Origin of the sequence: Geodermatophilus telluris, assembly GCF_900102745.1 — a bacterium.
Taxonomy (GTDB): domain Bacteria; phylum Actinomycetota; class Actinomycetes; order Mycobacteriales; family Geodermatophilaceae; genus Geodermatophilus; species Geodermatophilus telluris.
Genome location: NZ_FMZF01000002.1, coordinates 556,545 through 578,644, shown reverse-complemented (window position 1 = coordinate 578,644; position 22,100 = coordinate 556,545). Strand labels below are relative to the sequence as shown.

25 protein-coding genes and 1 tRNA gene are annotated in these 22,100 nt (G+C 77.1%); 10 read left to right on the top strand and 16 right to left on the bottom strand.

What is annotated here, in order from left to right; translation table 11 throughout:
- The first annotated feature begins 66 nt into the window (after window positions 1–66).
- Window positions 67–876, top strand: coding sequence for an enoyl-CoA hydratase/isomerase family protein (locus tag BLQ97_RS08020; RefSeq protein ID WP_091364960.1), 810 nt, complete (start codon window positions 67–69; stop codon window positions 874–876).
- A gap of 82 nt (window positions 877–958) precedes the next feature.
- On the opposite strand, the gene BLQ97_RS08015 is transcribed toward BLQ97_RS08020, so the two are convergent.
- The 12 genes from BLQ97_RS08015 to galU all read right to left on the bottom strand — a co-directional run bounded on the left by BLQ97_RS08015 (window position 959) and on the right by galU (window position 12,521).
- Complete coding sequence (locus BLQ97_RS08015; protein WP_175471641.1) at window positions 959–1,870, bottom strand: polyphosphate kinase 2 family protein; 912 nt, start codon at window positions 1,868–1,870, stop codon at window positions 959–961.
- 105 nt (window positions 1,871–1,975) lie between these two features.
- Complete coding sequence (locus BLQ97_RS08010) at window positions 1,976–3,031, bottom strand: hypothetical protein (RefSeq protein WP_091364956.1); 1,056 nt, start codon at window positions 3,029–3,031, stop codon at window positions 1,976–1,978.
- Window positions 3,032–3,163: 132 nt separating this feature from the next.
- Window positions 3,164–4,198, bottom strand: a complete 1,035-nt coding sequence (locus BLQ97_RS08005; protein ID WP_139173522.1) for a fibronectin type III domain-containing protein — start codon at window positions 4,196–4,198, stop codon at window positions 3,164–3,166.
- Window positions 4,199–4,289: 91 nt separating this feature from the next.
- The gene (locus BLQ97_RS08000; RefSeq protein WP_091364953.1) at window positions 4,290–5,951 is read right to left on the bottom strand and encodes a GGDEF domain-containing protein; all 1,662 of its coding nucleotides are present in this window, start codon (window positions 5,949–5,951) and stop codon (window positions 4,290–4,292) included.
- A complete protein-coding gene (locus BLQ97_RS23265) occupies window positions 5,948–6,967 on the bottom strand; it encodes a hypothetical protein (protein WP_091364952.1) in 1,020 nt (339 codons plus the stop codon). The genes BLQ97_RS08000 and BLQ97_RS23265 overlap by 4 nt, the downstream gene beginning before the upstream one ends.
- Before the next feature lie 82 nt (window positions 6,968–7,049).
- Entirely contained in the window at window positions 7,050–7,658 is a 609-nt protein-coding gene (locus BLQ97_RS07990) for a signal peptidase I (RefSeq protein WP_175471640.1), read from the bottom strand.
- A complete protein-coding gene (locus tag BLQ97_RS23260) occupies window positions 7,655–8,308 on the bottom strand; it encodes a hypothetical protein (protein WP_175471639.1) in 654 nt (217 codons plus the stop codon). Before BLQ97_RS23260 ends, BLQ97_RS07990 begins: the two co-directional genes overlap by 4 nt.
- 199 nt (window positions 8,309–8,507) lie before the next feature.
- Window positions 8,508–8,581 (bottom strand) — tRNA-Ala (locus tag BLQ97_RS07985).
- 122 nt (window positions 8,582–8,703) lie between these two features.
- Window positions 8,704–9,381 carry a hypothetical protein gene (locus BLQ97_RS23255; protein ID WP_245691960.1) on the bottom strand — a complete coding sequence of 226 codons (678 nt, stop codon included), beginning with the start codon at window positions 9,379–9,381 and terminating at the stop codon, window positions 8,704–8,706.
- 177 nt (window positions 9,382–9,558) lie between these two features.
- The gene (locus BLQ97_RS07975; protein ID WP_281181393.1) at window positions 9,559–10,113 is read right to left on the bottom strand and encodes a GNAT family N-acetyltransferase; all 555 of its coding nucleotides are present in this window, start codon (window positions 10,111–10,113) and stop codon (window positions 9,559–9,561) included.
- A gap of 73 nt (window positions 10,114–10,186) precedes the next feature.
- Window positions 10,187–11,572 carry a molybdotransferase-like divisome protein Glp gene (gene glp, locus BLQ97_RS07970; protein ID WP_175471638.1) on the bottom strand — a complete coding sequence of 462 codons (1,386 nt, stop codon included), beginning with the start codon at window positions 11,570–11,572 and terminating at the stop codon, window positions 10,187–10,189.
- Window positions 11,573–11,603: 31 nt separating this feature from the next.
- Complete coding sequence (galU, locus tag BLQ97_RS07965; RefSeq protein ID WP_091364947.1) at window positions 11,604–12,521, bottom strand: UTP--glucose-1-phosphate uridylyltransferase GalU; 918 nt, start codon at window positions 12,519–12,521, stop codon at window positions 11,604–11,606.
- Between the two features lie 119 nt (window positions 12,522–12,640).
- Between galU and BLQ97_RS07960 the strand changes: the two genes are divergently transcribed.
- From BLQ97_RS07960 to BLQ97_RS07950, 3 genes are read left to right on the top strand one after another with little or no spacing between them, the layout of a single operon-like run.
- Window positions 12,641–13,234 carry a 5-formyltetrahydrofolate cyclo-ligase gene (locus BLQ97_RS07960; RefSeq protein WP_091364945.1) on the top strand — a complete coding sequence of 198 codons (594 nt, stop codon included), beginning with the start codon at window positions 12,641–12,643 and terminating at the stop codon, window positions 13,232–13,234.
- Between the two features lie 39 nt (window positions 13,235–13,273).
- The gene (locus BLQ97_RS07955; protein WP_091364943.1) at window positions 13,274–14,638 is read left to right on the top strand and encodes an SLC13 family permease; all 1,365 of its coding nucleotides are present in this window, start codon (window positions 13,274–13,276) and stop codon (window positions 14,636–14,638) included.
- A gap of 19 nt (window positions 14,639–14,657) precedes the next feature.
- Window positions 14,658–15,836: a CaiB/BaiF CoA transferase family protein gene (locus BLQ97_RS07950; protein WP_091364941.1), complete on the top strand. Its 1,179-nt coding sequence runs from the start codon at window positions 14,658–14,660 to the stop codon at window positions 15,834–15,836.
- 296 nt (window positions 15,837–16,132) lie between these two features.
- Here the strand turns inward: BLQ97_RS07950 and BLQ97_RS07945 are convergent, their stop codons facing one another.
- Both BLQ97_RS07945 and BLQ97_RS07940 read right to left on the bottom strand, forming a co-directional pair.
- Entirely contained in the window at window positions 16,133–16,534 is a 402-nt protein-coding gene (locus BLQ97_RS07945; RefSeq protein WP_175471637.1) for a VOC family protein, read from the bottom strand.
- A gap of 41 nt (window positions 16,535–16,575) precedes the next feature.
- Entirely contained in the window at window positions 16,576–17,070 is a 495-nt protein-coding gene (locus BLQ97_RS07940) for a MarR family winged helix-turn-helix transcriptional regulator (RefSeq protein ID WP_091364939.1), read from the bottom strand.
- 196 nt (window positions 17,071–17,266) lie between these two features.
- Between BLQ97_RS07940 and BLQ97_RS07935 the strand changes: the two genes are divergently transcribed.
- The 3 genes from BLQ97_RS07935 to mscL all read left to right on the top strand — a co-directional run bounded on the left by BLQ97_RS07935 (window position 17,267) and on the right by mscL (window position 18,741).
- Window positions 17,267–17,605, top strand: a complete 339-nt coding sequence (locus BLQ97_RS07935) for an FmdB family zinc ribbon protein (protein ID WP_091364937.1) — start codon at window positions 17,267–17,269, stop codon at window positions 17,603–17,605.
- 85 nt (window positions 17,606–17,690) lie between these two features.
- Entirely contained in the window at window positions 17,691–18,302 is a 612-nt protein-coding gene (cpaB, locus tag BLQ97_RS07930) for a Flp pilus assembly protein CpaB (protein ID WP_091364935.1), read from the top strand.
- 13 nt (window positions 18,303–18,315) lie between these two features.
- Window positions 18,316–18,741, top strand: coding sequence for a large conductance mechanosensitive channel protein MscL (gene mscL / locus BLQ97_RS07925; RefSeq protein WP_139173568.1), 426 nt, complete (start codon window positions 18,316–18,318; stop codon window positions 18,739–18,741).
- Between the two features lie 42 nt (window positions 18,742–18,783).
- On the opposite strand, the gene BLQ97_RS07920 is transcribed toward mscL, so the two are convergent.
- Entirely contained in the window at window positions 18,784–19,476 is a 693-nt protein-coding gene (locus BLQ97_RS07920) for a YbaK/EbsC family protein (protein WP_091364932.1), read from the bottom strand.
- A 90-nt stretch (window positions 19,477–19,566) separates the two neighbouring features.
- On the opposite strand from BLQ97_RS07920, the gene BLQ97_RS07915 reads away from it, so the two are divergent.
- Genes BLQ97_RS07915 through BLQ97_RS07905 form a run of 3 tightly spaced genes read left to right on the top strand, consistent with a single transcriptional unit; the run spans window position 19,567 to window position 21,166 of the window.
- On the top strand, window positions 19,567–19,929 hold the full coding sequence (locus BLQ97_RS07915) for a VOC family protein (RefSeq protein WP_175471636.1): 363 nt from the start codon (window positions 19,567–19,569) through the stop codon (window positions 19,927–19,929).
- On the top strand, window positions 19,926–20,348 hold the full coding sequence (locus BLQ97_RS07910) for a PaaI family thioesterase (RefSeq protein ID WP_217637094.1): 423 nt from the start codon (window positions 19,926–19,928) through the stop codon (window positions 20,346–20,348). The genes BLQ97_RS07915 and BLQ97_RS07910 overlap by 4 nt, the downstream gene beginning before the upstream one ends.
- On the top strand, window positions 20,345–21,166 hold the full coding sequence (locus BLQ97_RS07905) for a phosphotransferase family protein (protein ID WP_091364928.1): 822 nt from the start codon (window positions 20,345–20,347) through the stop codon (window positions 21,164–21,166). Before BLQ97_RS07910 ends, BLQ97_RS07905 begins: the two co-directional genes overlap by 4 nt.
- Here BLQ97_RS07905 and BLQ97_RS07900 read toward each other — a convergent pair.
- Window positions 21,136–22,098, bottom strand: a complete 963-nt coding sequence (locus BLQ97_RS07900; protein WP_091364926.1) for an MSMEG_6728 family protein — start codon at window positions 22,096–22,098, stop codon at window positions 21,136–21,138. The genes BLQ97_RS07905 and BLQ97_RS07900 overlap by 31 nt on opposite strands.
- Window positions 22,099–22,100 lie beyond the last annotated feature (2 nt).

Sequence of the window (22,100 nt, the reverse complement as noted above, 5' to 3'; positions counted from 1 at the left end):
GGTCGCGGAGTGCGCGTCCGGGCCTGCGCCCTACGGTGGTCGCAACCGGCTCCGGGAGGACCACTGATGACCACCACCGACCGCCCGCGTGTCCTCACCGCCCTCGACGGGGACGTCTGGACGATCACGCTGGACCGGCCCGAGGCCGGCAACGCGCTCGACCCGGCCATGGCCGAGCAGCTGACCGCCGCGCTGGAGGCCCGCCCGGAGGAGACCCGGACGGTGCTGCTGCTCGGCAACGGCGAGCGGTTCTGCGTGGGCGGCGACGTGCGCTCCTTCGCCGGCGCCGAGGACCCGGGCGCCTTCGTCGGCCGCCTGGCGCACGACTGGCACGAGGTGGTCCGGCGGCTGCTCTACAGCCCGGTGCCGGTGGTCGCCGGCGTGCAGGGCGCGGTGGCCGGCGCGGCCGTCGGGCTGGTGGGGGCCTGCGACGTCGTGGTCTGCGCCCGCTCGACGAAGTTCCGCCCCGCCTACGGCGGGCTCGGCTTCTCCCCCGACGGCGGCAGCTCCTGGGCGCTCACCCGGGCGCTGGGCGCGCCGCGCGCGCTGGAGCTGATGCTCACCGACGGCGCGCTGACCGCCGCCGAGGCCCACCAGTTCGGGCTGGTCGCGCGGCTGGTCGAGGACGAGGACCTGCGCGACACCGCCGTCGCGCTGGCCCACCGGGTGGCCCAGGGCCCGGTGCGCGCGATGGTGCGCACCCGCGGGCTGGTCCGGCGGGCGGCGATCCGCACCCTGGAGGAGCAGCTCGACGACGAGGCGCGGCTGATCGCCGAGTCGGCCGCCGACCCGGAGGGCCGCGAGGGCGTGCGCGCGTTCGTCGAGAAGCGCCGACCCGACTTCCGCGGCGCGGGTCAGCCGCAGGTCCAGCGCTAGACCTGCCCGTCGCGCAGCGCCGACCGGTCACCGGCGGCCACGGCGACGAGGACGGCGGCGCGGACGGCGGCGGCGACGTCGGTCACGCGCGGACGGCGAGCGGCGGCACCGCGGCCACCACGAGCGGGTCGGGCCGGCCGAGGGCGTCGTCGCTGCGGCCGCGGTAGTCCAGCGCCGCCAGCACGTGCCGCAGCGCCGCCAGCCGGGCGCGCGGCTCGTCGTCGGCGGCCAGCACCGTCCACGGCGCGCCGGGCGTGGAGGTGGCGCCGACCAGGGCGGCCTCGGCGACCGGGTCGGCGTCGGGACGGCGCACCGAGCACCACAGCTTGACCAGCTGCACGCCGCCGTCCAGCAGCGCCCGCTCGCGCGCGACCAGCTCGTCCACCGCCACCGGGGCCGGGCCGCACCAGCAGCGGTCGGCGACCAGGATGCCGCACGGCGAGGGCAGCAGCGCGGCGCGGTCGGCCGCGCCGGTCACCACCCGGGCCCACCGCGGGTCGAGGTGCTCGACGAGCGCGGCGGCGATCCCCGCCTGGCCGGCGTCCCGGCCGCCGTCCAGGACGACGACCACGCGGCGGCGCTCCTCGCGCACCCACGCCTGCAGCTTGAGCAGCTCGACCTGCAGCCGGAGCTCGGCGGCGGACGTCCCTCCGGCGGACGCACCGGCGGCGGGCGGGGCGACCGGCGCGTCGGAGGGTGCGGCGGGGGCCGACCGGCGGACCGGCGGGTGCGCGGCCCGGTGCGGCGCCGGCAGCGCGGGGGCCGACCGCCGGGGGGCCGGGACGGCGCCGGGCACGGGCAGCCGCACCAGCGCCGGCGGCACCCACAGCACCCGCGGGCCGCCGTCCCGGTCGAGGCGGACCCGCAGCCGGGCGGAGTCGGGGGCGTCGTGCCGCCAGCCGAGCAGCTCGGCCGGGTGCCAGGTGCCGTCGAGCAGCACCTCGACGGCCAGCGCCTCCCGCAGGAGGGCGACCGGACGCTCCCCTGGTGCCACGGGCACGAACGGTAGGCCGCTCGCGGGCCCGCGGCGGGGAGGTCGCCACCGCGTGGGTTGACGAAGTGGGCGGCGCCGTGCTGTCGATCCCTCCCGACCCGCGGGTCAGCAGGCGGCGGTCACCGAGGCGGTCACCGGGGTGGAGGTCCAGGTGCCGCGGTAGGCCCACAGCCGGAACGTGTACGCGGTGCCGGTGACCAGCGGCCCCTCGGTGGCCGACGTCGTGCCGATGGGGGTGATCGAGCGGAGCGGCTGGGTCGTGCCGCCCGAGCTGCGCTCCAGCCGGTAGCCGGTCGCCCACGTGCTGGGGCTGGCCGTCCAGGTGAGCGCCGCCGCCGGGGTGCCGGGGGCCCGCCGCAGGGCGAGGGTCTGCGCCACGCTCGCGGCCGAGGTGCCGCTGGGCGATGCCGAGGACCGGGAGGCCACCGGGCCGGCGCCGGCGACCTGCTCGTCGCCCGCGCTGTACCCGCCCAGCCCCGGCACCGTGCCGACGCGCCAGCGCTGGGTCGTGGCGGCCGGCGCCGGGTAGGACTCGTGCGCGTTGCTGACGAACCGCAGCACCAGGGTGCCCGCGGTGGCGGTGGTCACGGCCGGGGTGGACGCGGTCGGACCCGTGCTGACGACGCCGTCGTGGGCGTCCACGGGAGCGGTGGTGTCCGCCCCGGTGTAGGCGGCCATGGCGCCGGCCATCGTGGCCGTGTTCCCCACGGGGAAGCCGAACGTCGCGCTCGGCTCCCCGGTGACCGCCTTCTTCCAGTAGAGGGTGGACACGATCGTGTTGGCGCTGTTGTCGGCGCGGACGGAGGTCCACCCGGCGGGCACCGAGAAGGGTGCGCCGGTCCAGGCGTGGGCGATGTGGACCAGCAGCAGGTCGCCGGGCACCGTGCCGGGAGGCACCGTCAGGGTGAGCGTCCCGGTGCCGGTGGCGGTCGTCGCGGCCCGGAAGGTGATGGCCGTCGTCACGCACGTGGGGGCCGCCGAGAAGCCGGTCGGCGCCGCGACGCCGTCGGTGGCCCAGGCGCCGGCCGGGTTGCCGGTGACCGACGTGAACCGCGCGGCCGCACCGGGCTGCCCGGCCGTGAGGGCGAGGAGGGCCACGGCGCAGGCGACGGCGGCCAGCGCGCGGCGGGGCAGCCGCCGCGGACGCCTCGACCGGGTCATCGCCGTCCTCCGTCCCGGCCCCGCGTGTGCGCGGGCGCATCGCGGGGTGCATCGGCGGCGGGCCGGGCCGGCTTGAGCCGCCGGCTGCGCGACTCCTCCCCCGGAGGGAGGACGTCGCGCGACGGGCGGGCCTCAGCAGGCGGGGGTCAGCGAGGCCGTCCGCGAGGTGGAGGTCCAGGTGCCGCGGTAGGCCCACAGCCGGAAGGTGTACGCGGTGCCGTTGACCAGCGGCCCCTCGGTGGCCGACGTCGCACCGATGGGGGTGACGTCGCGCGGCGGCTGAGCCGTGCCGCCCGAGCTGCGCTCCAGGCGGTAGCCGGTCGCCCAGGTGCTCGGGCTGGCCGTCCAGGTGAGCGCCGCCGACGGGGTGCCGGGCGCCCGCCGCAGCGCGACGGTCTGCCCGACCCACGAGGCCGCCACGCCGCTGGGCGCCGACGACGTCCTCGCGAGCGTCGTCCCGGGCCCGGCGAACTGCTCGTCCCCGCCGCTCACGCCGCCGGTGCCCGTGACCGCGACCTGCCGCCACCGCTCGGTGGTGCCGGTCGGGGCCGGGTACGCGTCGCGGGCGCTGGTGGTCAGGTGTACCAGCAGGGTGCCGGCGGTCGCGGTGGTCACCGCGGGGGTGGTGACCGTGGTGCCGTTGCTCGAGGTGCCGGCCGAGGTGTCGACCGGGTCGCTGGTGCTCACGCCGGTGTAGGCGGCCATGCCCCCGGCCATGGTGACGGTGCTGCCGGGGGCTAGGGCGAACGTCGCGCTGCCCTCCCCGGGTCCGGCCACCTTCCAGTACACCTCGGAGGCCAGCCCGCCGGCGTAGGAGTCGGTGCGGACGTGCGTCCAGCCGGCCGGCGGGGTCGAGGACGTGGCGCTGGTGCCGCGCCCGACCTGGGCGACCAGGACGTCACCGGCCTGCGTGCCCGCGGGCGCCGGCAGGGTCAGCGAGCCCTGGGCGGTGGCCGAGGTGGCCGCGCGGAGGGTGATCGCCGGGGCGGGGGCGCACGTCGTGGCGGCCGAGAACCCGGTGGGTGCCGTGACGCCGTCGGTGGTCCAGGCGCCGGCCGGGTTCCCGGTGAGCGAGCTGAACCGCGCGGAGGCGCCGGGCAGGCACACCGTCAGCGCGAGGACGGCGAGGGCACAGGCCACCGCGGCCAGTCGCCGGGACCGTCTCATCGCCCCCCTCCCCGTCCGGGCCCCGTCCCGGGGGCCTCCGCCCTGGCATCGGCCGGTCGCGGTCCCGGCTTGAGGGTCCGCGCCGTCGCGGTCAGTGCGCCGCGGCCGGCTCCTGCCACGGGTACTGCACCGGCACGACCGGGTCGTCGACCTCCACCCCGCTGACCGGTCCCTCGACGCCGGCCATGCGGGCCTGGTCGCGTCCGCCGGCCTTCGACGCGTAGAGGGCCGTGTCCGCGGCGCCGAGCAGGTCGGCGGCCGCGACCCCGGGCCCGCGGTGGCAGGCGATGCCGACGCTGGCGGTGATCGTGCGCGGCGCCTCCACGCCGGCCAGCACCGTGCGGATGCGCCGCGCGAAGGCGATCGCGTCGTCGGCCTGGGCCCCGGGCATGACCACGGCGAACTCCTCACCGCCGTAGCGGGCGACGACGTCGCCGAGTCGCGCGCTGGTCCGCAGCGCCGCGCCGACGCCGCGCAGGACGTCGTCGCCGGCCTGGTGGCCGAAGGTGTCGTTGAGCTTCTTGAAGTGGTCGAGGTCGAAGATCAGCACCGCCAGCGGCGCGTCGGTGCGGGCGGCCAGCGACAGCTCCCGGTCCAGCGCGGCGTCGAACGCCCGGCGGTTGGACACCCCGGTGAGGCCGTCGGTGAGCGCGCTGCGCTGCAGGTGCTCGAGCAGCGCCACGCGGGCGAAGGCGGTGGCGGCGTGGGCCACGGCCTGCTCGGCGACGCCCACCCGGCGCTGCTGGATGCGCGACCCGGTGCGGGCGTCGTCGGTGAAGGTGAGCACGCCGCTGCCCTGGCCGTCGAGGCCGAACGGGATGGCCACGACGCGGCGGGCGCCGTCGAGCACCTCGTCGACCCACGGGTCGGGGGCGGTCATCGCGGCGAGGAAGGTGCTGCCGCGCCGGCCGACCTCGTCGAGCAGGGAGCCCTCGGTGGGCGCGCCGACCTCCCGCAGCACCTCGACCTCGTCGTCGCCGCGCCGGCGCAGCGCCAGGTCGACGGCCGGGCCGGCGTTGCCGGCGGGCACGTGGCAGTGCACCGCGGCGACGGCGGCGTCGGCCGCGTCGACGGTGAAGTCGAGCAGCGCCTCGGCGACCGCGGTGGTGCTCTCCGCCTCGTGCAGCGCGGCCGCGAGCCGGCGCAGCGCCTCCTCGTCGTAGCGGCGACGGCGCAGCTCGCGCTCGCTGACCGCGCCGAGGACGGCGGTGGTCACCGCGGTCACCCACACCACGGTCAGGAAGACGCTGTAGGTGATCGTGTCGAAGCCCTCGACGCCACGCGCGGGCAGCGAGCCGGTGGTGATGCCCTCGAGCACGCACATGACGACGAGCGAGTGCCACAGGGCCAGCTTCAGGCCGCTGCGGAACGAGCCGAGCAGCGAGACGGCCAGCACGTGCAGGACGATCACGTAGACGACGGGGCTGCCGATGCCCCCGGTGACGTAGAGCGCCCACCCGAGGTGGACCGCGTCGAGGATGAGCGGCACGGTGATCGCCAGGACGGCCCACCGGCGCCCCCGGCCCGACAGCCTCTGCAGCAGCAGCCCGAACGCCAGCAGGGCCACCCCGGGGAGCACGAGGTACTCCAGGGGCAGCGTCTGCGCCGTCCGGGTGAGCGGCCAGGCCGCGAGGGGCAGCGCGACGACCAGGCCGGTGCGGACGGCCAGCAGCCACCGCAGCCGGTCGGCCAGCGGCAGGAGGTCGAGGTCCTGGGGTGCGGACGAGGAGGCGGCGCCCGGGTCGGAGCTCATGTCGTGGTCCTCGGCGTTCGGGGGAAGTCCTGGAAGTCGTGCACGTCGGTGCTGACCCGGGCGAGCGTCAGCTTGGGGTCCCGCCGGTCGAGCCGGCCCTGGACGAAGAGGAAGCCGACCACCACGCCCACCAGCCCGAGCGGGAACTGGCCGTCCTGGGCGACGGCGACCGCGGTCTCCCCCACCGCGGCGGCCACCTGGGCGACCGCCTGCGCGACCGCCTCGGCGACCGTCGCCGGCGGGGCCTCCAGCGGCTCGGCCTCGACGACGTCGCTGGTCGGCGGCGGCTCGTCCGACGGGAGCGGCGTCGGGCTCGGGACCTCCGGCGTGGGCGTCGGCTCGGGAGTGGGTGCGGGGAGCACCTCCGGCGTCGGCTCCGGTGTGGGGGTCGGGGTCGGCGTGGGGGTCGGCGACGGCTCCGGGGTGCGGGCCGCGACCGGCGAGGAGGTGGGCGCCGGCGCCGGCGGGTGGGGCTCGACGTCGAGCGCCCAGACGAAGGTGGCCGCCGCGCGGCGGCCCTGCGCCCGGGGGTCGTCGGGGACGGACACGGTGAGCCGGAAGACCGCCCGGGACGCCGAGTCCGGTCGCCAGCCCGTGGGGATGCCGGCGGTGGCGTCGGTGGGCAGCTGGGCGAGCGTCCCGCTCCAGACAGGCACGCCGCTGAACGTGGCGCACCGGGACGGGTCGGCCAGGGTGCCGGCCTCGATGCCGACCCGCAGGTACGGGGCGAGGTCGCCGCCGGTCCCGGTGGCGCTGAGCTCGACCTCGCCGAGCGACTCGGCCGAACCGGTGACCGCCAGGGCCACGCAGGCGCTCTCGGTGCGCCCCGGGGTCAGGCCGGTGGAGGTGAACAGCGCGGCACCGCCGCGGTCGTCGACCAGGCTGACCGCGCTCGTGCCGGCGGCGGCGGGGGTGGTCGCCACCGGCAGCCCCTCGGCGGCGAGGGCGGCGAACAGGGCGGCACCGACGAGCCAGGCGGCGGCGCGCCGGGGCGTGCCCTGGGGTGCTCGGCGCACGCTGTCCTCCTCCCCGGCGCGGTACGGGCCTCCTGGTCTCATCGGCTCCGCGGCGTGGTTGTTGAGCGGGGCGGCCGACGGGTCAGACGGCGGGGCGCACCGTCGCGGCGGCGGAGAGCCGGTCGGCGGTGGTGCGACCCCGCGGCGCGGACCCGCGGTCGGCGGTGGTGCGGCCCCGGGCGTCGCCGGAGCGGCCGGCCACGACGACGGCGGCCGCGGCGAGCAGGACGGCGGTCACCCCGATGGAGCCCCACCGGCCCTCGGCCCGCCAGTACGCGGGGAGGCCGACGTAGGGCACCCGCAGCTGCACCTGGCCGATGACGCTGGCCGCCGGCACGTGCGTGGTGTCGTTGCTCTGGTTGGCGTCGCCGCGGGTGACCAGGGCGCCGCTGTCGTCGAACGACACCAGCCGGTGCACCACCAGCCGGTCGGCACCCGAGGGGTCGGGGAACAGCAGGATCTGCCCCGGCTCGAGGTCGGCCACGGCGACCGGGCGGGTCAGCACCACGTCGCCCTCGGCGAGCCGCGGGGCCATCGAGCCGGAGACGACCACGTGGCCCTCGAAGCCGACGAGCCGGGGGGCCAGGGCGAGGACGCCCAGGCCGGCGACGGCCACCAGGACGACCGCCACCGCGATCCGGCCGGTGGCCGCGGCCCGGGACGCCCACGAGGGAGCGGCGGGCGTGCTCACGTGTTGCGCGCTTCCCACGTGATGGTGGCGTCGGAGCGGGTCCGCTGCGCGTTGTTGTTGTCCATCACCGAGTAGGAGACGCGCAGGGTCAGCGACGTCCCCGGGGCGACCGGGGCGCCCAGCGACAGCCCGGTGCCGTAGTCGGCACGGCTGCGCAGCGCGGCGAGCGTGGCCGCCTGGTCGGCGGCGGGGTCGTTGGCCTGGGCGGTGTTGAACAGGAACGTCCGGGTGGCGTTCTGGGTGAACCCGGTGCTGCAGTCGGGGGCCACCGCGGTCGACGCGCTGACGTTCTGCCCGCGCTCCACGCTCATGACCAGGAAGGTGTCGAGGGTGGTCACACCGCCAGTGGGCAGGCCGACGTACATCCGGATGTCGGCGGTGACGTCGCCGGTGTAGTCGAGCCGGATGCAGCGGGACTTCGCGGCCCCGGGGACGAGGCCGACCTCCACGGTGCTCTGGAACAGCGCCGTGTTGCTGTCGTTGTCGGCCAGCACGACGCTGCCGGTCTGCCAGGAGTTGCCCGGGTTGTTGGTGCTGGCCGAGAAGGCCGCGTGGGTCGAGCTCCAGGTGAGCGCCATGCTCAGCACCAGACCCACGGGGACCGCGCCGGCCAGCACGGATCGGCGACCGCGGCGCAGGGAGACGCGCACGATGCCTCCTTCACGTGGAGTGACGCAGGGGGGTCTGCGTGCTGGACACAGCAGGCATCGGCGCGCGGGGACGACCACTGAGGGCGACGGCGAGAGGGGTCACCCGACCGGGTGAGGGAGGGGTGAGGGGGCCACGGCCACACGGCCCCGGAGACGACCCAGGCCGGGCCCTGGTGGGCCCGGCCTGGGTCGGGACGGGTGGAGCTGAGGGGATTCGAACCCCTGACCCCCTCGATGCGAACGAGGTGCGCTACCGGACTGCGCTACAGCCCCGACGCGGACGAGCTTACCGCCCGCCCGTCCCGGCGCCGCGACGGGGGCGGCGCCGGTCGGTGGCCCCCCTGCAGGGTCCCGCCGCGAGCCTGCGAGGGGCGGGGGGCAGGGGGGTCCTTCTGTCAGCCGTTGACGACGCGGGGCTGGTAGAGGTCGACGTCGGCGAAACCGATGTCGTCGTCGTCGAGGCCCACGACGGCGCTGTCCTGCCAGCCGGCCGGCGCCGGCGTCCGGGCGGCGACGACGCGACCGGGGCGCAGCGGGTGCACCGGGGCGAGCGGCAGGCTCGGGTGCGGCAGGCCGACGGTGTGGTGCACCTCCTCCACCACGGGCTCGGCGCGCAGCGGCTCGGCGACCGGCCGCGGGGCCGGCCGGGCGGCGGGGCGCACGCGGGCGGCGGCGCGGGCGGCGCGGCGGGCGGCGGCCTGCTCGCGGCGGACGGCGGCGCGCAGCACCACGAGGTAGCCGACCAGGGCGACGTCGAGCAGCCCCTGCAGCAGCCACAGCCACGGCGAGACGAGCAGCGCACCGGCCAGCGCCAGCGCCGTCAGCGTCACCAGCCCGGCCAGCGTGCGCCGGCGGACGGCGTGCACGTCGACCCGCAGCTCGCCGGTGCGGCGCAGCGTCTCGCGGTCGACCGAGACCCGCTCGGTCGCCGCGGAGCGGACCGGGTCACCGGCCCGCCGGCGCTGCAGCGTCCGGCCCTCGGCGACCTCCGCACGGGTCGAGGACGTGTCGCGGGTCACCACCATGGGCACCAGCACCACGAACCACAGCACGACCAGAGCGGCGAGCAGCACGCCTGACCCCATCGAGAACACCACCCGTCACACGAGTCACTTGCCGCGGCAGGTTATGCACGCGCCCCACCCGGGAGAGGGAGGCGCGCGGGCGTGTCGCGGGAGTGTTGTGGGACGGAAGGGGCGACGCGGGCGGCGTGTCGACACGGAGTCATCCGGACACGCTCGGTCAGCGTGCTAGGTGCGGGACGCCGAGGACAGCCAGTGGCCCAGCACGCCGCCCGGGAGGTCCTCCGCCAGCAGCGCGTAGGACAGGTGGTCGCGCCAGTCGCCGTCGATGTCGAGGTAGCGGCGCAGCAGGCCCTCGCGGCGGAAGCCGAGCCGCTCGACCAGCCGCTGGCTGGGCTGGTTCTCCGGCCGGATGTCGGCCTGCAGCCGGTGCAGCCCGGCCGGGCCGAAGGCGTGGTCGCACACCAGCGCCACCGCCAGCGAGGCCATCCCCCGGCCGGCCACGCCGCGGTCGATCCAGTAGCCCAGCGACCCCGAGCGCAGCGCGCCGCGCACCACGTTGTCCACGGTCACCTGCCCGGCCAGCCGCCCCTCCACCCGGACGGCGAAGGGCAGCGAGCCCCCGCTGCGGGCGCGCCGGGCCACCGAGCGGCGCATCGCCCGGTAGGCCGCGGGCGTGTGCCGCACCGACCACGCCACCCCGGCCGAGGGCTCCCACGGCCGCAGCCAGCTCTCGTTGGCCAGCCGCAGCCGGCTCCACTCCGCGGCGTCACCGCGGCGCAGCGGGTGCAGCTCGACCGGCCCGTACGCCAGGCGGGCGGGCCAGCCGGGGTGCTGCAGCGGGTCGAGGTCCAGCTCAGCCGCCCAGCAGCAGCGGCATGACGGTCACCAGCCCGCCCTCGGCGACCTCGGTGACGTCCTCGTCCAGGACGATCAGGCAGTTGGCGCGGGCCATCCGGGCCAGCAGCGCCTCCTCGCCGTCCCCGAGCGGCTCGACGACGTAGCCGCCGTCGGGGTGGCGCATGACCTGGCCGTGCAGGTACTGCCGGTAGCCCAGCGGCGAGACCAGCCGCTCGGCCGAGATCGCCTGCACCGTGCGCCGGAACAGCTGCCGCTTCCCGAGCATCGAGCGGATCGCCGGACGCACGAAGACCTCGAAGGAGACCAGCGCCGCCACCGGCTCGCCCGGCACGCAGATCACCGGCACCTCGTCGCGGCCCAGCCGGCCGAAGCCCTGCACCGCGCCGGGGTGCATCGTCACCTGACGGAAGCGCATCGGGCCCAGCTCGGCGAGCACCTCCTGCACGAGGTCGCCCTCGGCGGCGTGCGTGCCGGCGATGAGCACCAGGTCGCTGCGCAGCAGCTGGCTCTCCAGCACCTCGGTCAGCCGGCGGCGCTCGGTGGGCAGGATCCCCCAGCGGTACGCGGAGGCCCCGGCGTCGCGGGCGGCGGCGGCCAGCGCGTAGGTGTTGACGTCGACCACCTGGCCCGGCGCCGGCTGGGTGGTGATGTCGACCAGCTCGCTGCCCGCCGACAGGACGGCGACCCGCGGCCGCGGGCGCACCTGCACCCGGTCGCGGCCGACGGCGGCCAGCAGGCTGATCTGCGCCGGGCCGATCGGCGTCCCGACGTGGACGGCGGCGGTGCCGGGCGAGACGTCGTCGCCGGCCCGGCGCACGTAGCTGCCCGCGGCCGGGCCGGCGTGCACCTGCACCCGCACGACGCCGCCGTCGGTCCACACGGCCGGGACGACGACGTCGGCGCCGGCGGGCAGCATCGCCCCGGCGGAGACCTTCTGCGCCAGCCCCGGGGCCAGCGACGTCAGGCCGGCCGCCCCGGCGACGGTCTCCCCCACCACGGCGAGCTCGACCGGCGCGTCGGGCGCGGCGGCGACGACGTCCTCCGCGCGGACGGCGTAGCCGTCGAGGGCGGCCTGGTCGAAGGCCGGCAGGGCGCGGGCGCTGACCACCTCCTCGGCGCAGAGCAGGCCCTGCGCGTCGAGGACGGCGAGCTCGATCGGCTCCGGCTGCGGGACGGCGGCCAGGATCTCGTCGAGGTGCGCCTCCACCGACCGCAGCTCCGGCTCCGGCTCGGGCGCCGGGCGCGGCGGGGGGACCTGCCCGCGGTCGATCTGCGCGGTCGCGTGCACGGCGGGCGGGTCGACGGTCGCGCCGCTGCGCAGGTCCAGCGCCGTCGTGTCCCGGGGTGCCGCCGGGGCCCCGCCCGGGCTGTACTCGCTCATCGCCTCGATGGTCCCCCCTGCGGGGGCCGGGTCAGGCCTGCGACGCGCCCTCGGCGGGCAGGTCGGCCACGAACTCGGTCAGCCAGGAGCGCAGCGCCGGGCCGAGGTCCTCCCGCTCGGCGGCCAGCCGGACCACCGCCTTGAGGTAGTCGAGCTTGTCCCCGGTGTCGTACCGGCGGCCGTCGAAGACCACGCCGTGCAGCGGCTCGCCACGCTCGACCAGGGTGGCCAGCGCGTCGGTCAGCTGGATCTCCCCGCCGCGGCCGGGCGCGGTCTCCCGCAGCACCGCGAACACCTCGGGCGAGAGGACGTAGCGGCCGATGATCGCCAGGCTGCTCGGCGCCTCGTCGACCGGCGGCTTCTCCACCAGGCCGGTGATGGTGACGACGCCCTCCTGGACGTCCTCCTCGATGGCGACCGCGCCGTACTTGTCGATGTTCTCGGCGCCGACGTCGAGCAGCGCGATCACCGAGCCGCCGTGCTCGGCCTGCACCGCGAGCATCTGCTCGAGCAGGTGGTCGCGCGCGTCGATCAGGTCGTCGCCGAGCAGCACCGCGAAGGGCTCGTCGCCGACGAAGGCGGCCGCCTGCAGCACGGCGTGGCCCAGGCCGCGGGCCTCGCCCTGCCGGACGAAGTGCACCTGCGCCACGTCGGTGGACTCGGCGACGGCGGCCAGCCGGGCGGCGTCGCCCTTCTTCTCCAGGGCCGCCTCGAGCTCGGGCGTGCGGTCGAAGTAGTCCTCGATCGCGGCCTTGTTGCGCCCGGTGACCATGAGGACCTCGGCCAGGCCCGCCCGCGCGGCCTCCTCGACGATGTACTGCAGGGCCGGGCGGTCGACGACCGGCAGCAGCTCCTTGGGCACCGCCTTGGTGGCGGGGAGGAACCGGGTGCCCATCCCGGCGACGGGGATGACGGCCTTGCGCGCCGGGCGGGTCCGCGAGCTCTGCACACCCGGAGCCTAGCCACCGGGCGGCGCCGGACCGCCGGGCGGCCGGGGACGGCGCGCGCGGCAGCGGGGAGGCGCGGCCGACGCGCCGGGCGGTCCGCGGCGGGCTCTAGCCTGCTGCGGTGACCGCCCCGCAGGACGCAGAACCGGTCAAGGCGGCGCTGCGCGACCGGTTCCGCGCCCAGCGCCGGGACCGCTCCCCCACCGACCGGGCGACGGCCGCGGCCGCCGTCACCACCGCGTTGCTGCGGCAGCTGGCGCGGGTGCGGACGCTGGCGGCCTTCGTGCCCGACGAGACCGAGCCGGGCCACGGGCGCCTCCCGGCCGCGTTCACCCAGCTGGGCGCGCGGGTGCTGCTGCCGGTGGTCCCCGACGGCGACGCGCAGCTGCACTGGGCGGTCGACACCGGCCGGCTGGCGCCGGGCCGCTTCGGGCTGCTCGAGCCGGTCGGGCCGCGCCTGGGACCGACGGCGATCGGCGCCGCCGAGGTCGTCGTCGTCCCCGCGCTCGCCGTCGACCGGACGGGCACGCGGCTGGGCCGCGGCGGCGGCTACTACGACCGGGCGCTGCGGCACGTGCGGCACGACGCCGTCGTGGTCGCGCTGGTCTTCGACGACGAGCTCGTCGACCGGCTGCCGGCGCTCGACCACGACCGTCCGGTGAGCGCCGTGGTCACCCCGGCAGGGGGCTGGGAGGCCGTACCCGCCGGTAGGTGACACGGTGGGCCGACCCGTCGGGCAGGGCAGGGAGGCCGTGTGTCACCGGAGATCGTCACCATCCTGGCGCTCGTGGCGATCTTCGCGATCGCCACGTTCCTGCCGATCAACATGGGCGCGCTGGCGTTCGTGGCGGCGTTCCTGGTGGGCACGCTGTCGGTCGGGCTGAGCACCGACGACATCCTGGCCGGCTTCCCCGCCGAGCTGGTGGTGACGCTGATCGGCGTCACCTACCTGTTCGCCATCGCGCAGAACAACGGCACCGTCGACCTGCTGGTGCGCGGCGCGGTGCGCCTGGTCGGCGGGTACGTGGCCGCGATCCCGTGGGTCATGTTCGCGGTGACCGCGCTGCTCACCGCCATCGGCGCGCTCTCCCCCGCCGCGGTGGCGATCATCGCCCCGATCGCGCTGGGCTTCGCCGGGCGGTACGGGATCAACCCGCTGCTCATGGGCATGATGGTCATCCACGGCGCGCAGGGCGGCGGCTTCTCGCCGATCAGCGTCTACGGCGTCACGGTCAACGAGATCGTCGACCAGGAGGGCCTGCCCGGCAACGAGCTCGCCGTCTTCCTGGGCAGCCTGCTGTTCAACCTGGCCATCGCGCTGGTGCTCTTCCTCGTCCTCGGCGGGCGGCAGCTGATCGGCCGCCGGGTGAGCGCGACCGTGCCGGCCGGGGCCGGGCACGCGGACGCCGAGCGCGCCGTGACCACCCCCGTGCGCGGCCACGGCGCCCCGCCCGGGCCCGCGGTGGGCGGCGGGGACGGCGACGACGTCGGTGACGACGCCGCGGCGCAGCCGTCCCCGCGGGTGACCCTCGACCAGGTGCTCACCCTCGTCGGGCTGGCCGCCGTCGCGGTCCTCGCGCTGGTCTTCGACCTCGACATCGGCTTCGTGTCGATCACCGTGGCCACGGTGCTGGCGCTGTTCGCCGCCGCCCGGCACAAGGGCGCGGTCAGCCAGATCAGCTGGTCGACGGTGCTGCTCATCGCCGGCGTGCTGACCTTCGTGTTCGTGCTGCAGGAGGCCGGCACGATCGACTACGTCGGCGAGGCCGTCATCGGCCTCGGCGTGCCGCTGCTCATCGCGCTGCTGCTGGCCTACATCGGCGGGGTGGTGTCGGCCTTCGCGTCGTCGACGGCGATCATCGGCGTCGCCATCGCGCTGGCCGTGCCCTTCCTGCAGGAGGGCTCGATCGGCGCGGTGGGCGTGGTGGTGGCGCTGTCGGTCGCCTCCACGATCGTCGACGTGAGCCCGTTCTCGACCAACGGCGCGCTGGTGCTGGCCAACGCGCAGGACGTCGACCGGGACCGCTTCTACAAGCAGATCCTCGCCTACTCCGGGATCGTCGTGGTCGTCGGGCCGTTCCTGGCCTGGCTGGTCTTCGTCGTCCCCGGCTGGCTCTAGAGACCCCCGGAGGGCTGTCGTGACCGGACCGCTGGACGGCGTGCTCGTCGTCGACCTGACCCGCGCGCTGGCCGGCCCGCACGCGGCGATGATGCTCGGCGACCTGGGCGCCCGGGTGATCAAGGTGGAGAACCCCGGCAGCGGGGACGACACCCGCGGCTGGGGCCCGCCGTTCGTGCAGCCCGACGAAGGCGACCGCGAGTCGACGTACTTCCTGTCGGCCAACCGCAACAAGGAGTCGGTGACCCTCGACCTGAAGGACGAGGGCGACAAGGAGCTGCTGCGCGAACTGGTGCGCCGCGCCGACGTGCTGCTGGAGAACTTCCGCCCCGGCACGCTGGCCCGCCTCGGCTTCGGCACCGACGTGCTCGCCGAGCTCAACCCGCGGCTGGTCACCCTCTCCATCAGCGGCTTCGGCCACGACGGCCCCGAGGGCACCCGGGCCGGCTACGACCAGATCGCGCAGGGCGAGGCCGGGCTGATGTCGCTGACCGGCCCGGGCCCGGACGACCCGCAGCGGGTCGGCGTGCCGATCGGCGACCTGCTGGCCGGCATGTACGGCGCCTACGGCGTGCTCGCCGCGCTGCACGAGCGGGAGCGCACCGGTCGCGGGCAGGTGGTGCGCACCTCGCTGCTGGCCGCGATCGTCGGCGTGCACGCCTTCCAGGGGACGGCGTGGACAGTCGGCGGGCAGGTCGGCCGCGCGCAGGGCAACCACCACCCCTCGATCGCGCCCTACGGGCTGTTCCGCTGCAAGGACGGCAGCGTGCAGCTGTCCTGCGGGTCGGAGGGGCTGTGGCGGCGGCTGTGCGCCGAGTTCGGGCTGGACCCGGAGGCCGAGGGCCTGGCCACCAACGGCGAGCGGGTGGGCAACCGGCAGCGGGTGATCGCGCTGCTCGAGGACGTGTTCGCCGGCATCGAGCCGGAGACCCTGCTCGCCCGGCTGGCCGCGGCCGGCGTCCCCGCGGGCAAGGTGCGCACGATCGACGAGGTCTACGGCTGGGAGCAGACCCGGTCGCAGGGCCTGCTGGTCGACGTCGACCACGCCACGCTCGGCCGGTTGCAGCTGCCCGGCCCGCCGCTGCGCTTCTTCGCCCCGGGTCCCGACGGCGAGACCGAGACCACCCGCCGCGACCACGGCGCCCCGCCGGTGCTCGGCGGCTCGGACGAGGCGGTCCGGGCCTGGCTGACCTCGTGACGCCGCGCCGGGCGATGATCAGGTGACCTGATCATCGAGCGTCCTACCCGACGTCCCACGGTCGGGTCGGACGCGCTGCGGTGAGGGAGGACGGGGTCAGCGGCTGCCCGACGACTGGCGCCACCGGTTGGCGCGGCGCTCCTCAGCGGCCTCGGCGACGACCGTCGTCACCCGCCCCCGGGCCCTCGTCGAACACCAGCCGCACCCCGCCCGAGGTCGCCGCGTGCTGCTCCAGCCGGCCCCGCCCAGGCCGCCCGCTCGGGGCAGGACACCTGCTCGGCGTCGGGCACGGCGGGCTACCAGGTGCTGCCGGGCGCGTAGGTCCCGAAGCTCCACTCCTGGCCCTCGGGGTCGAGCAGGCGGGCGCGGCGGGTGCCCCACTCGGTGTCCTGCGGGGCGAGGACGGCGGTGCCGCCGGCGGCCACCCCGCGGGCGAAGCGGTCGTCGACGTCGCCCGCGTCGTCGAGCACCAGGTAGAGCCCCGAGCCCGTGGACTGCCCGACCAGCGGGGGCCGGGTGTAGTCGGCGTCGTAGCTCGCGACCATGAGGACGACGTCGTCGCAGCGGACCTCGGAGTGGGCCACCGTGCCGTCCTCGGCGTCGGACCGCCGGACGACGGTGAAGCCCACGGCCTCCAGCCAGCGCAGGGCGGCCGGGGCGTCGCGGTAGCTCAGGTAGGCGGCCAGTCGCGCTCCCACGGGGCGCAACCTAGTCGCGCCCCACCTCCTCGGGAAGGGGGTCAGCGGACGACGTCGCTGCCGTGCGCCACCCGACGGCTGGCGTCGGGGTCCAGGCCCTGGACGACGGCCTCGAGCACCTCGCACAGCGCCCGCGTCTGCTGCTCCGTCAGCGGGTCGAACAGCGCGGCCCGCACCGCGGCGACGTGCCCCGGCGCGACCGACCGGACGACGTCCCAGCCCGCGTCGGTGAGGACCGCGACGTTGCCCCGGCCGTCGTCGGCGGAGCGCTCACGGCGCACCCAGCCGCGGGCCTCGAGCCGGGCGACGGTGTGCGACAGCCGGCTCTGCGACTGGTTGGCCCGCCGGGCGAGGTCGCTCATCCGCCGGCTGCGCCCCGGCGCCTCCGAGAGCATCGCCAGCACGGTGTAGGCGGCGTGGGTGAGCCCGGCGTCGCGCTGGAGCTGGGCGTCGAGCTCGCGCGGCAGGAGCTCCGCGGCGGTCAGCCACGCCCGCCACGCGCGCTGCTGCGTCTCGTCGAGCCAGGGCTGCGTCACGCGCGGCAGGTTACCGGCGCGTACGGACCCGTTCCGCCTCCCGGGACGCCGGTCGGCGACGACGCGGACCGCGAACGGGTCACCGGACGTGGACGGCGCGGGCCGCGTGGCGCATCATTGGCAGTCGAGGGTCCCGAGTGCCAGCCCCGTGGCGGGTGCCGGACCCGCCCGCCCCTGCACGACCAGGAGAGCCGCCGTGCCCACGTACCAGTACGCCTGCACCAACCCCGAGGGCAAGCACGAGTTCGAGGTCGTGCAGTCCTTCACCGACGCCCCCGTCGCCGAGTGCCCGACCTGCGGCACCCCGGTGCGCAAGGTCTACGGCTCGGTCGGCGTCGTGTTCAAGGGCTCGGGTTTCTACCGCACCGACAGCCGGTCGAAGGCCTCCTCCTCGGAGTCGGCGGGCTCGTCGTCCTCGACCTCGTCGTCGGACTCCTCGTCCTCGACGACGGCGACGCCGAAGAAGGAGGCGGCCGCCACCTCGTCGAGCGGCTCGTCGTCCACCTCCAGCGGGTCGAAGGCCGCCGCCTCCTGACGGGAGCGCGTCCACAGCCCGGAGCGCCGTCCACAGCCCTCCGGCGGGGCACCGCCGGAGGGTGCGTCCCGGCCAGCCTGGGTCCGTGCCGCGCCTGCGCCGACCCCGCTCCCCCGTCCTGCTGCTGCGCCGCTGCCTCGCCGCGGCCCTCGTCGCCGGGGCGCTCGTGCTCGCCCTGCGGCCGCCACCCGCGCCCGCCGCGGCGCCGCCACCGGGGACCCCGGTGGTCACCGCCGCCGGCGACCTGCCCGCCGGCGCGGTCCTGACGACGGCGGAGCTGGCCACCACCGAGCTGCCGGCCGGCGCCGTCCCCGCCGGGTCGGCGACCGACCCCGCCGCGCTCGCCGGGCGGGTGCTCGCCGCACCGGTGCGGGCCGGGGAGCCGGTCACCGACGTCCGCCTGCTCGGCCCCGGCCTGACCGCGCTGCTCCCCGACGGACAGGTGGCCGCGCCGGTCCGCCTGGCCGACCTCGCCGTCGCCGGGCTGGCCGGCGCCGGCGACCGCGTCGACGTGCTGGCCACCGCCCCGGGCGCGCCGCGGGCGGAGGTGGTCGCCCGGGCCGCGCTCGTGCTCGCCGCCCCGCAGGGCGACGACGGCGGGCTGCTCGTGCTCGCCGTCGACGAGGCCACCGCCGCCACACTCGCCGCTGCCGCCACCACCGCCACGCTCACGTTGAGCCTGCCCGGGCCGCCGTGAGGTGATGGGCGCCGTGCTGAGGGGATTCAAGGACTTCCTGCTGCGCGGCAACGTGGTCGAGCTGGCCGTCGCGGTGGTCATCGGGGCGGCGTTCACCGCGGTCGTCGACGCCTTCGCCGACTCGTTCCTCACCCCGCTGATCGGGCTGGTCACCGGTGGCGGCGAGGTGGGCGGCCGGTTCACGGTGGACGGCCAGGACTTCACCTACGGCGCGTTCGTCAGCCAGGTGATCACCTTCGTGCTGACCGCCGCGGTCGTCTACTTCGTGGTCGTGCTGCCGCTGCGCACCATCGCCGAGCGGCGGGCGCGGGGTGAGGAGCCCGGGCCGGTGGCGCCCACCCAGGTCGAGCTGCTCGCCGAGATCCGCGACCTGCTGCGGGCGCAGCAGGCCACCCCGCCGGGCGGGACGCCGGGCGGCCCGGGGACGACGGCGCTGTAGCCGGTCCGTCGCAGCCGGCCGGTCGCAGCCGGTCCGCCGTGGTCAGTCGCTGCCCCAGTGCGGGGGCCGGTCCTCCAGGTAGCGCCGGTCGTCCTCGCGCTCGTCGGGCCGCTCGCCCCAGCCCACGTCGCGGTCGTCGGGCGCCCGCTCCGCCGCGGCGACCGGCGCCGGTGCCGGGGCCTCCTGCACCGGCAGCCCGAGCCCCTCGACCACCTCCGCGGCCGCCAGCCCGGCCAGCGCCGCGCCCGGCAGGGCGAGCTTGGCGCCGCGCGTGCCCGAGCCGACGACGACGAGGTCGGCGGCGGCCACCGCCGCGTCGACCAGCACCGGCCACGACCCCGGCAGGCCGACCGGCGTGATGCCGCCGTAGGCCATCCCCGTCTCGGCGACGGCCACGTCCTGCGGGGCGAAGGACGCCTTGCGCGCGCCCAGGTGCCGCCGGACCAGGCCGTTGACGTCGGCGCGGGTGGTGGCCAGCACGACGCAGGCGGCCAGCGTCGTCTGCCCGGCGCGCCGCGCGGCGACGACCACGCAGTTGGCCGACGCCTCGAGCGGCACCCCGTAGGCCTCGGTGAAGGCGGCGGTGTCGGCCAGGTCGTCGTCGACCGGGGCGACCCAGACCGGCCCGGGCAGCGCGGGCAGCGCCGCGACCACGGGCTCCCCGAGCAGGTCGGGCCGGTCGGCGGCGGGGACCCAGGTCAGCGAGCCGAGCACGGGCGGAGGGGGTGCGGTCACGGGTCCGATCCTGCCTCCCGGCCGGATCCCGGCGGAGGACGGCCGGTCCCCGGCGGGTGCGCGGCCCCGGCAGCCAGCAGGATGGGGACCATGATCGGTCAGCTCCACTCCGTCGTGATCGACGCGCCCGACGCGCACGCGCTCGCCACCTTCTACGCCGACCTGCTCGGGATGGAGGTGAGCAGGGGCGGGCCGGGCGACGACTGGGTCGTGGTCACCGGCCGCGGGTACCGGCTGGCCTTCCAGCAGGCCCCGGACCTGGTGCCCCCGGACTGGCCCGACCCCGCCCGGCCGCAGCAGTTCCACCTCGACGTCTACGTGGCCGACGTCGACGAGGCCGAGCCGCGGGCGCTGGCGCTCGGGGCGCGGAAGCTGCCGGGCGGCGGCGGGGACTTCCGCGTCTACGCCGACCCGGTGGGCCACCCGTTCTGCCTGGTGTGGGACGCCGCGTGAGCGGGCCGGAGCTGCCCCGGGTGGACCGCGCGTCGAGCAGCGCCTTCGTCGCCGCCACCGGCTTCGAGCCCGACGAGATGACCGGCACCCGGGTGACCGGGACCGTCGAGCTGGGCCCCGACCAGCACACGCCGTGGGGCGTCGTGCACGGCGGCGTCTACTGCGCGGTCATCGAGTCGGCGGCCTCGATCGGCGCGAGCGTCGCGGTCGCCGACCGCGGCCAGTTCGCCGTCGGGGTCAACAACAGCACCGACTTCCTGCGGCCGGTGACCGCCGGCCGGCTGCACGTGCTCGCCGAGCCGGTGCAGCAGGGACGCACCCTGCAGCTGTGGCTGGTGCAGCTGACCCGCGCCGAGGACGGCAAGCTCGTCGCCCGCGGCCAGGTCCGGCTGCAGAACGTGCCGCTGCCGGAGGGGTGAGCACCCGCGCCGACCGCGCGGCGGCCACCGCCTCCGCGGTGGCCGCCACGCACGGCGTCCGGGTGCGCGAGCCGCGGGTGCTGCACGACGGCGTCAACGCCGTGGTGCACCTCGCGCCGGCCCCGGTGGTCGCGCGGGTCGCCACGCTGACCCCGCTGCTGCGCCGCGACCCCCGTCGACCGGCCGGTCGCGAGGTCGCCCTCGGCGCGGCGCTGACGGCGGCCGGCGCCGCGGTGGTCGCGCCGAGCGACCTGCTGCCGCCCGGACCGCACGAGCACGGCGGCCTGGTGCTGACCTTCTGGCGGCACGTCGAGGTGCTGCCGCGGGCCCCGGGGCCGGCCGAGGTGGCCGCCGCGCTCGCGGACCTGCATGCCGCGCTGCGCGACGTCCGCACCACGGGCACGCCGCTGGACACCCCGCTCGACGACCTCGCCGCCTTCTCCGAGCACGCCGGCGAGTGGGGCGTGCCGGCCGCCGTCCGCGCGCAGGTGGCGCAGCGGGTCGCGCGGCTGCGGCCCCGGTTGGCGGGCGGCCCCGGCCAGGTGCTGCACGGCGACGCGCACCCCGGCAACCTGCTGGCCACACCGGACGGGTGGCGGTGGACCGACCTCGAGGACACCTGCGCCGGCCCGGTCGCGTGGGACCTCGCCTGCCTGCGCCTGACCTCCCGGCTCGACGGCCGGGCCGCGCTGGACGCGATGGGCGGCCCGGCCGACGCCGAGCTCGCGCCGTGGCTGGAGCTGCGGCGACTGCACCGGGAGGCGTGGACCACCGTGGTGCGCGCCGGCTACACCAGCGGCAGGGCGGGCTCCCGGTAGGTGGTGCCGGCGAGCGCCGGTGGCAGGACGTCGGGGTCCAGGACGACGGAGAACAGCGCCCGCGGGTCCTGCAGGGTGGCCGGCGGGCGGGCCGCGGCGCGGGGCACCACGCGGTCCCAGCGGGCCGGCCGGCGGTGCGGCAGCAGCTCGCGGCCCTGGAACAGGTAGTCGCCGAGGACCTCCCCCACCAGCAGCCCGGCGCCGTGCTCGATCGGCAGCGCCACCGGGTCACCGGGGCGGATCTCGTCGAGGAAGGTCGACAGCTGCCGCAGGTCCTTGCTCGGCCGCCGTCCGGAGAGCTCCCTGGCCAGGGCCCGCAGCTCCGCCGGCGAGAGCCCGGTGGCGTCCACGTCGACCCCCGACTGGGTGCCCAGCCCGACGACGCCGGCGGCCAGACACGCGCCCAGCTCGTTGTGCGCCCGCGGCCGCACGACCCACACCCGGGTCCCCTCGGGCTCGGGGGCGGGCGGTACCTCGTCGGCGCCCGGCCACAGGTAGGGCAGGTCGTCGGGCTCGGCGCCGAACAGCGGCTGGAACAGCGGCCGGTAGAAGTCCGGGTCCTTGGCCAGCAGGTTCGACCGGTGCGAGCGGTGCACCGCCTCGTCGCCCACCCACGAGGGCAGCAGGCCGGCGCGGGCGAGCTCGTCCTGGGTGGCGCCCTCGACGTCGGGCGCGAACTCGGCGATCAGCGTGTGCGTGCTGTCGGCGAACCCGCGCTCGCGCCACACGCGCACCATGGCCAGGCCGTAGACGACCAGCGCCGCCGTCCGCCCGCGCCACATGTGCACGACCGGGTGCGAGGTCCAGCCGTAGTCGGGCAGCTCGAGGGCGCGCAGCACCTGCAGCGTCTCCACCCGCTGCTTGCCCAGGCGCGGCGAGTCGAGCAGCCGCGCGCTCTCCGCGAAGTCGGCCACCGGCAGGAAGGTCTGCATCG

What these genes read in the sequence shown, in the direction of transcription:
- BLQ97_RS08020 (WP_091364960.1), top strand. Translation starts at nt 67, where the DNA reads ATGACCACCACCGACCGCCCGCGTGTCCTCACCGCCCTCGACGGGGAC.
- BLQ97_RS08010 (WP_091364956.1), bottom strand. Translation starts at nt 3,031, where the DNA reads ATGACCCGGTCGAGGCGTCCGCGGCGGCTGCCCCGCCGCGCGCTGGCC.
- BLQ97_RS08005 (WP_139173522.1), bottom strand. Translation starts at nt 4,198, where the DNA reads ATGAGACGGTCCCGGCGACTGGCCGCGGTGGCCTGTGCCCTCGCCGTC.
- BLQ97_RS08000 (WP_091364953.1), bottom strand. Translation starts at nt 5,951, where the DNA reads ATGAGCTCCGACCCGGGCGCCGCCTCCTCGTCCGCACCCCAGGACCTC.
- glp (WP_175471638.1), bottom strand. Translation starts at nt 11,572, where the DNA reads ATGAGCGAGTACAGCCCGGGCGGGGCCCCGGCGGCACCCCGGGACACG.
- BLQ97_RS07915 (WP_175471636.1), top strand. Translation starts at nt 19,567, where the DNA reads ATGATCGGTCAGCTCCACTCCGTCGTGATCGACGCGCCCGACGCGCAC.
- BLQ97_RS07900 (WP_091364926.1), bottom strand. Translation starts at nt 22,098, where the DNA reads ATGCAGACCTTCCTGCCGGTGGCCGACTTCGCGGAGAGCGCGCGGCTG.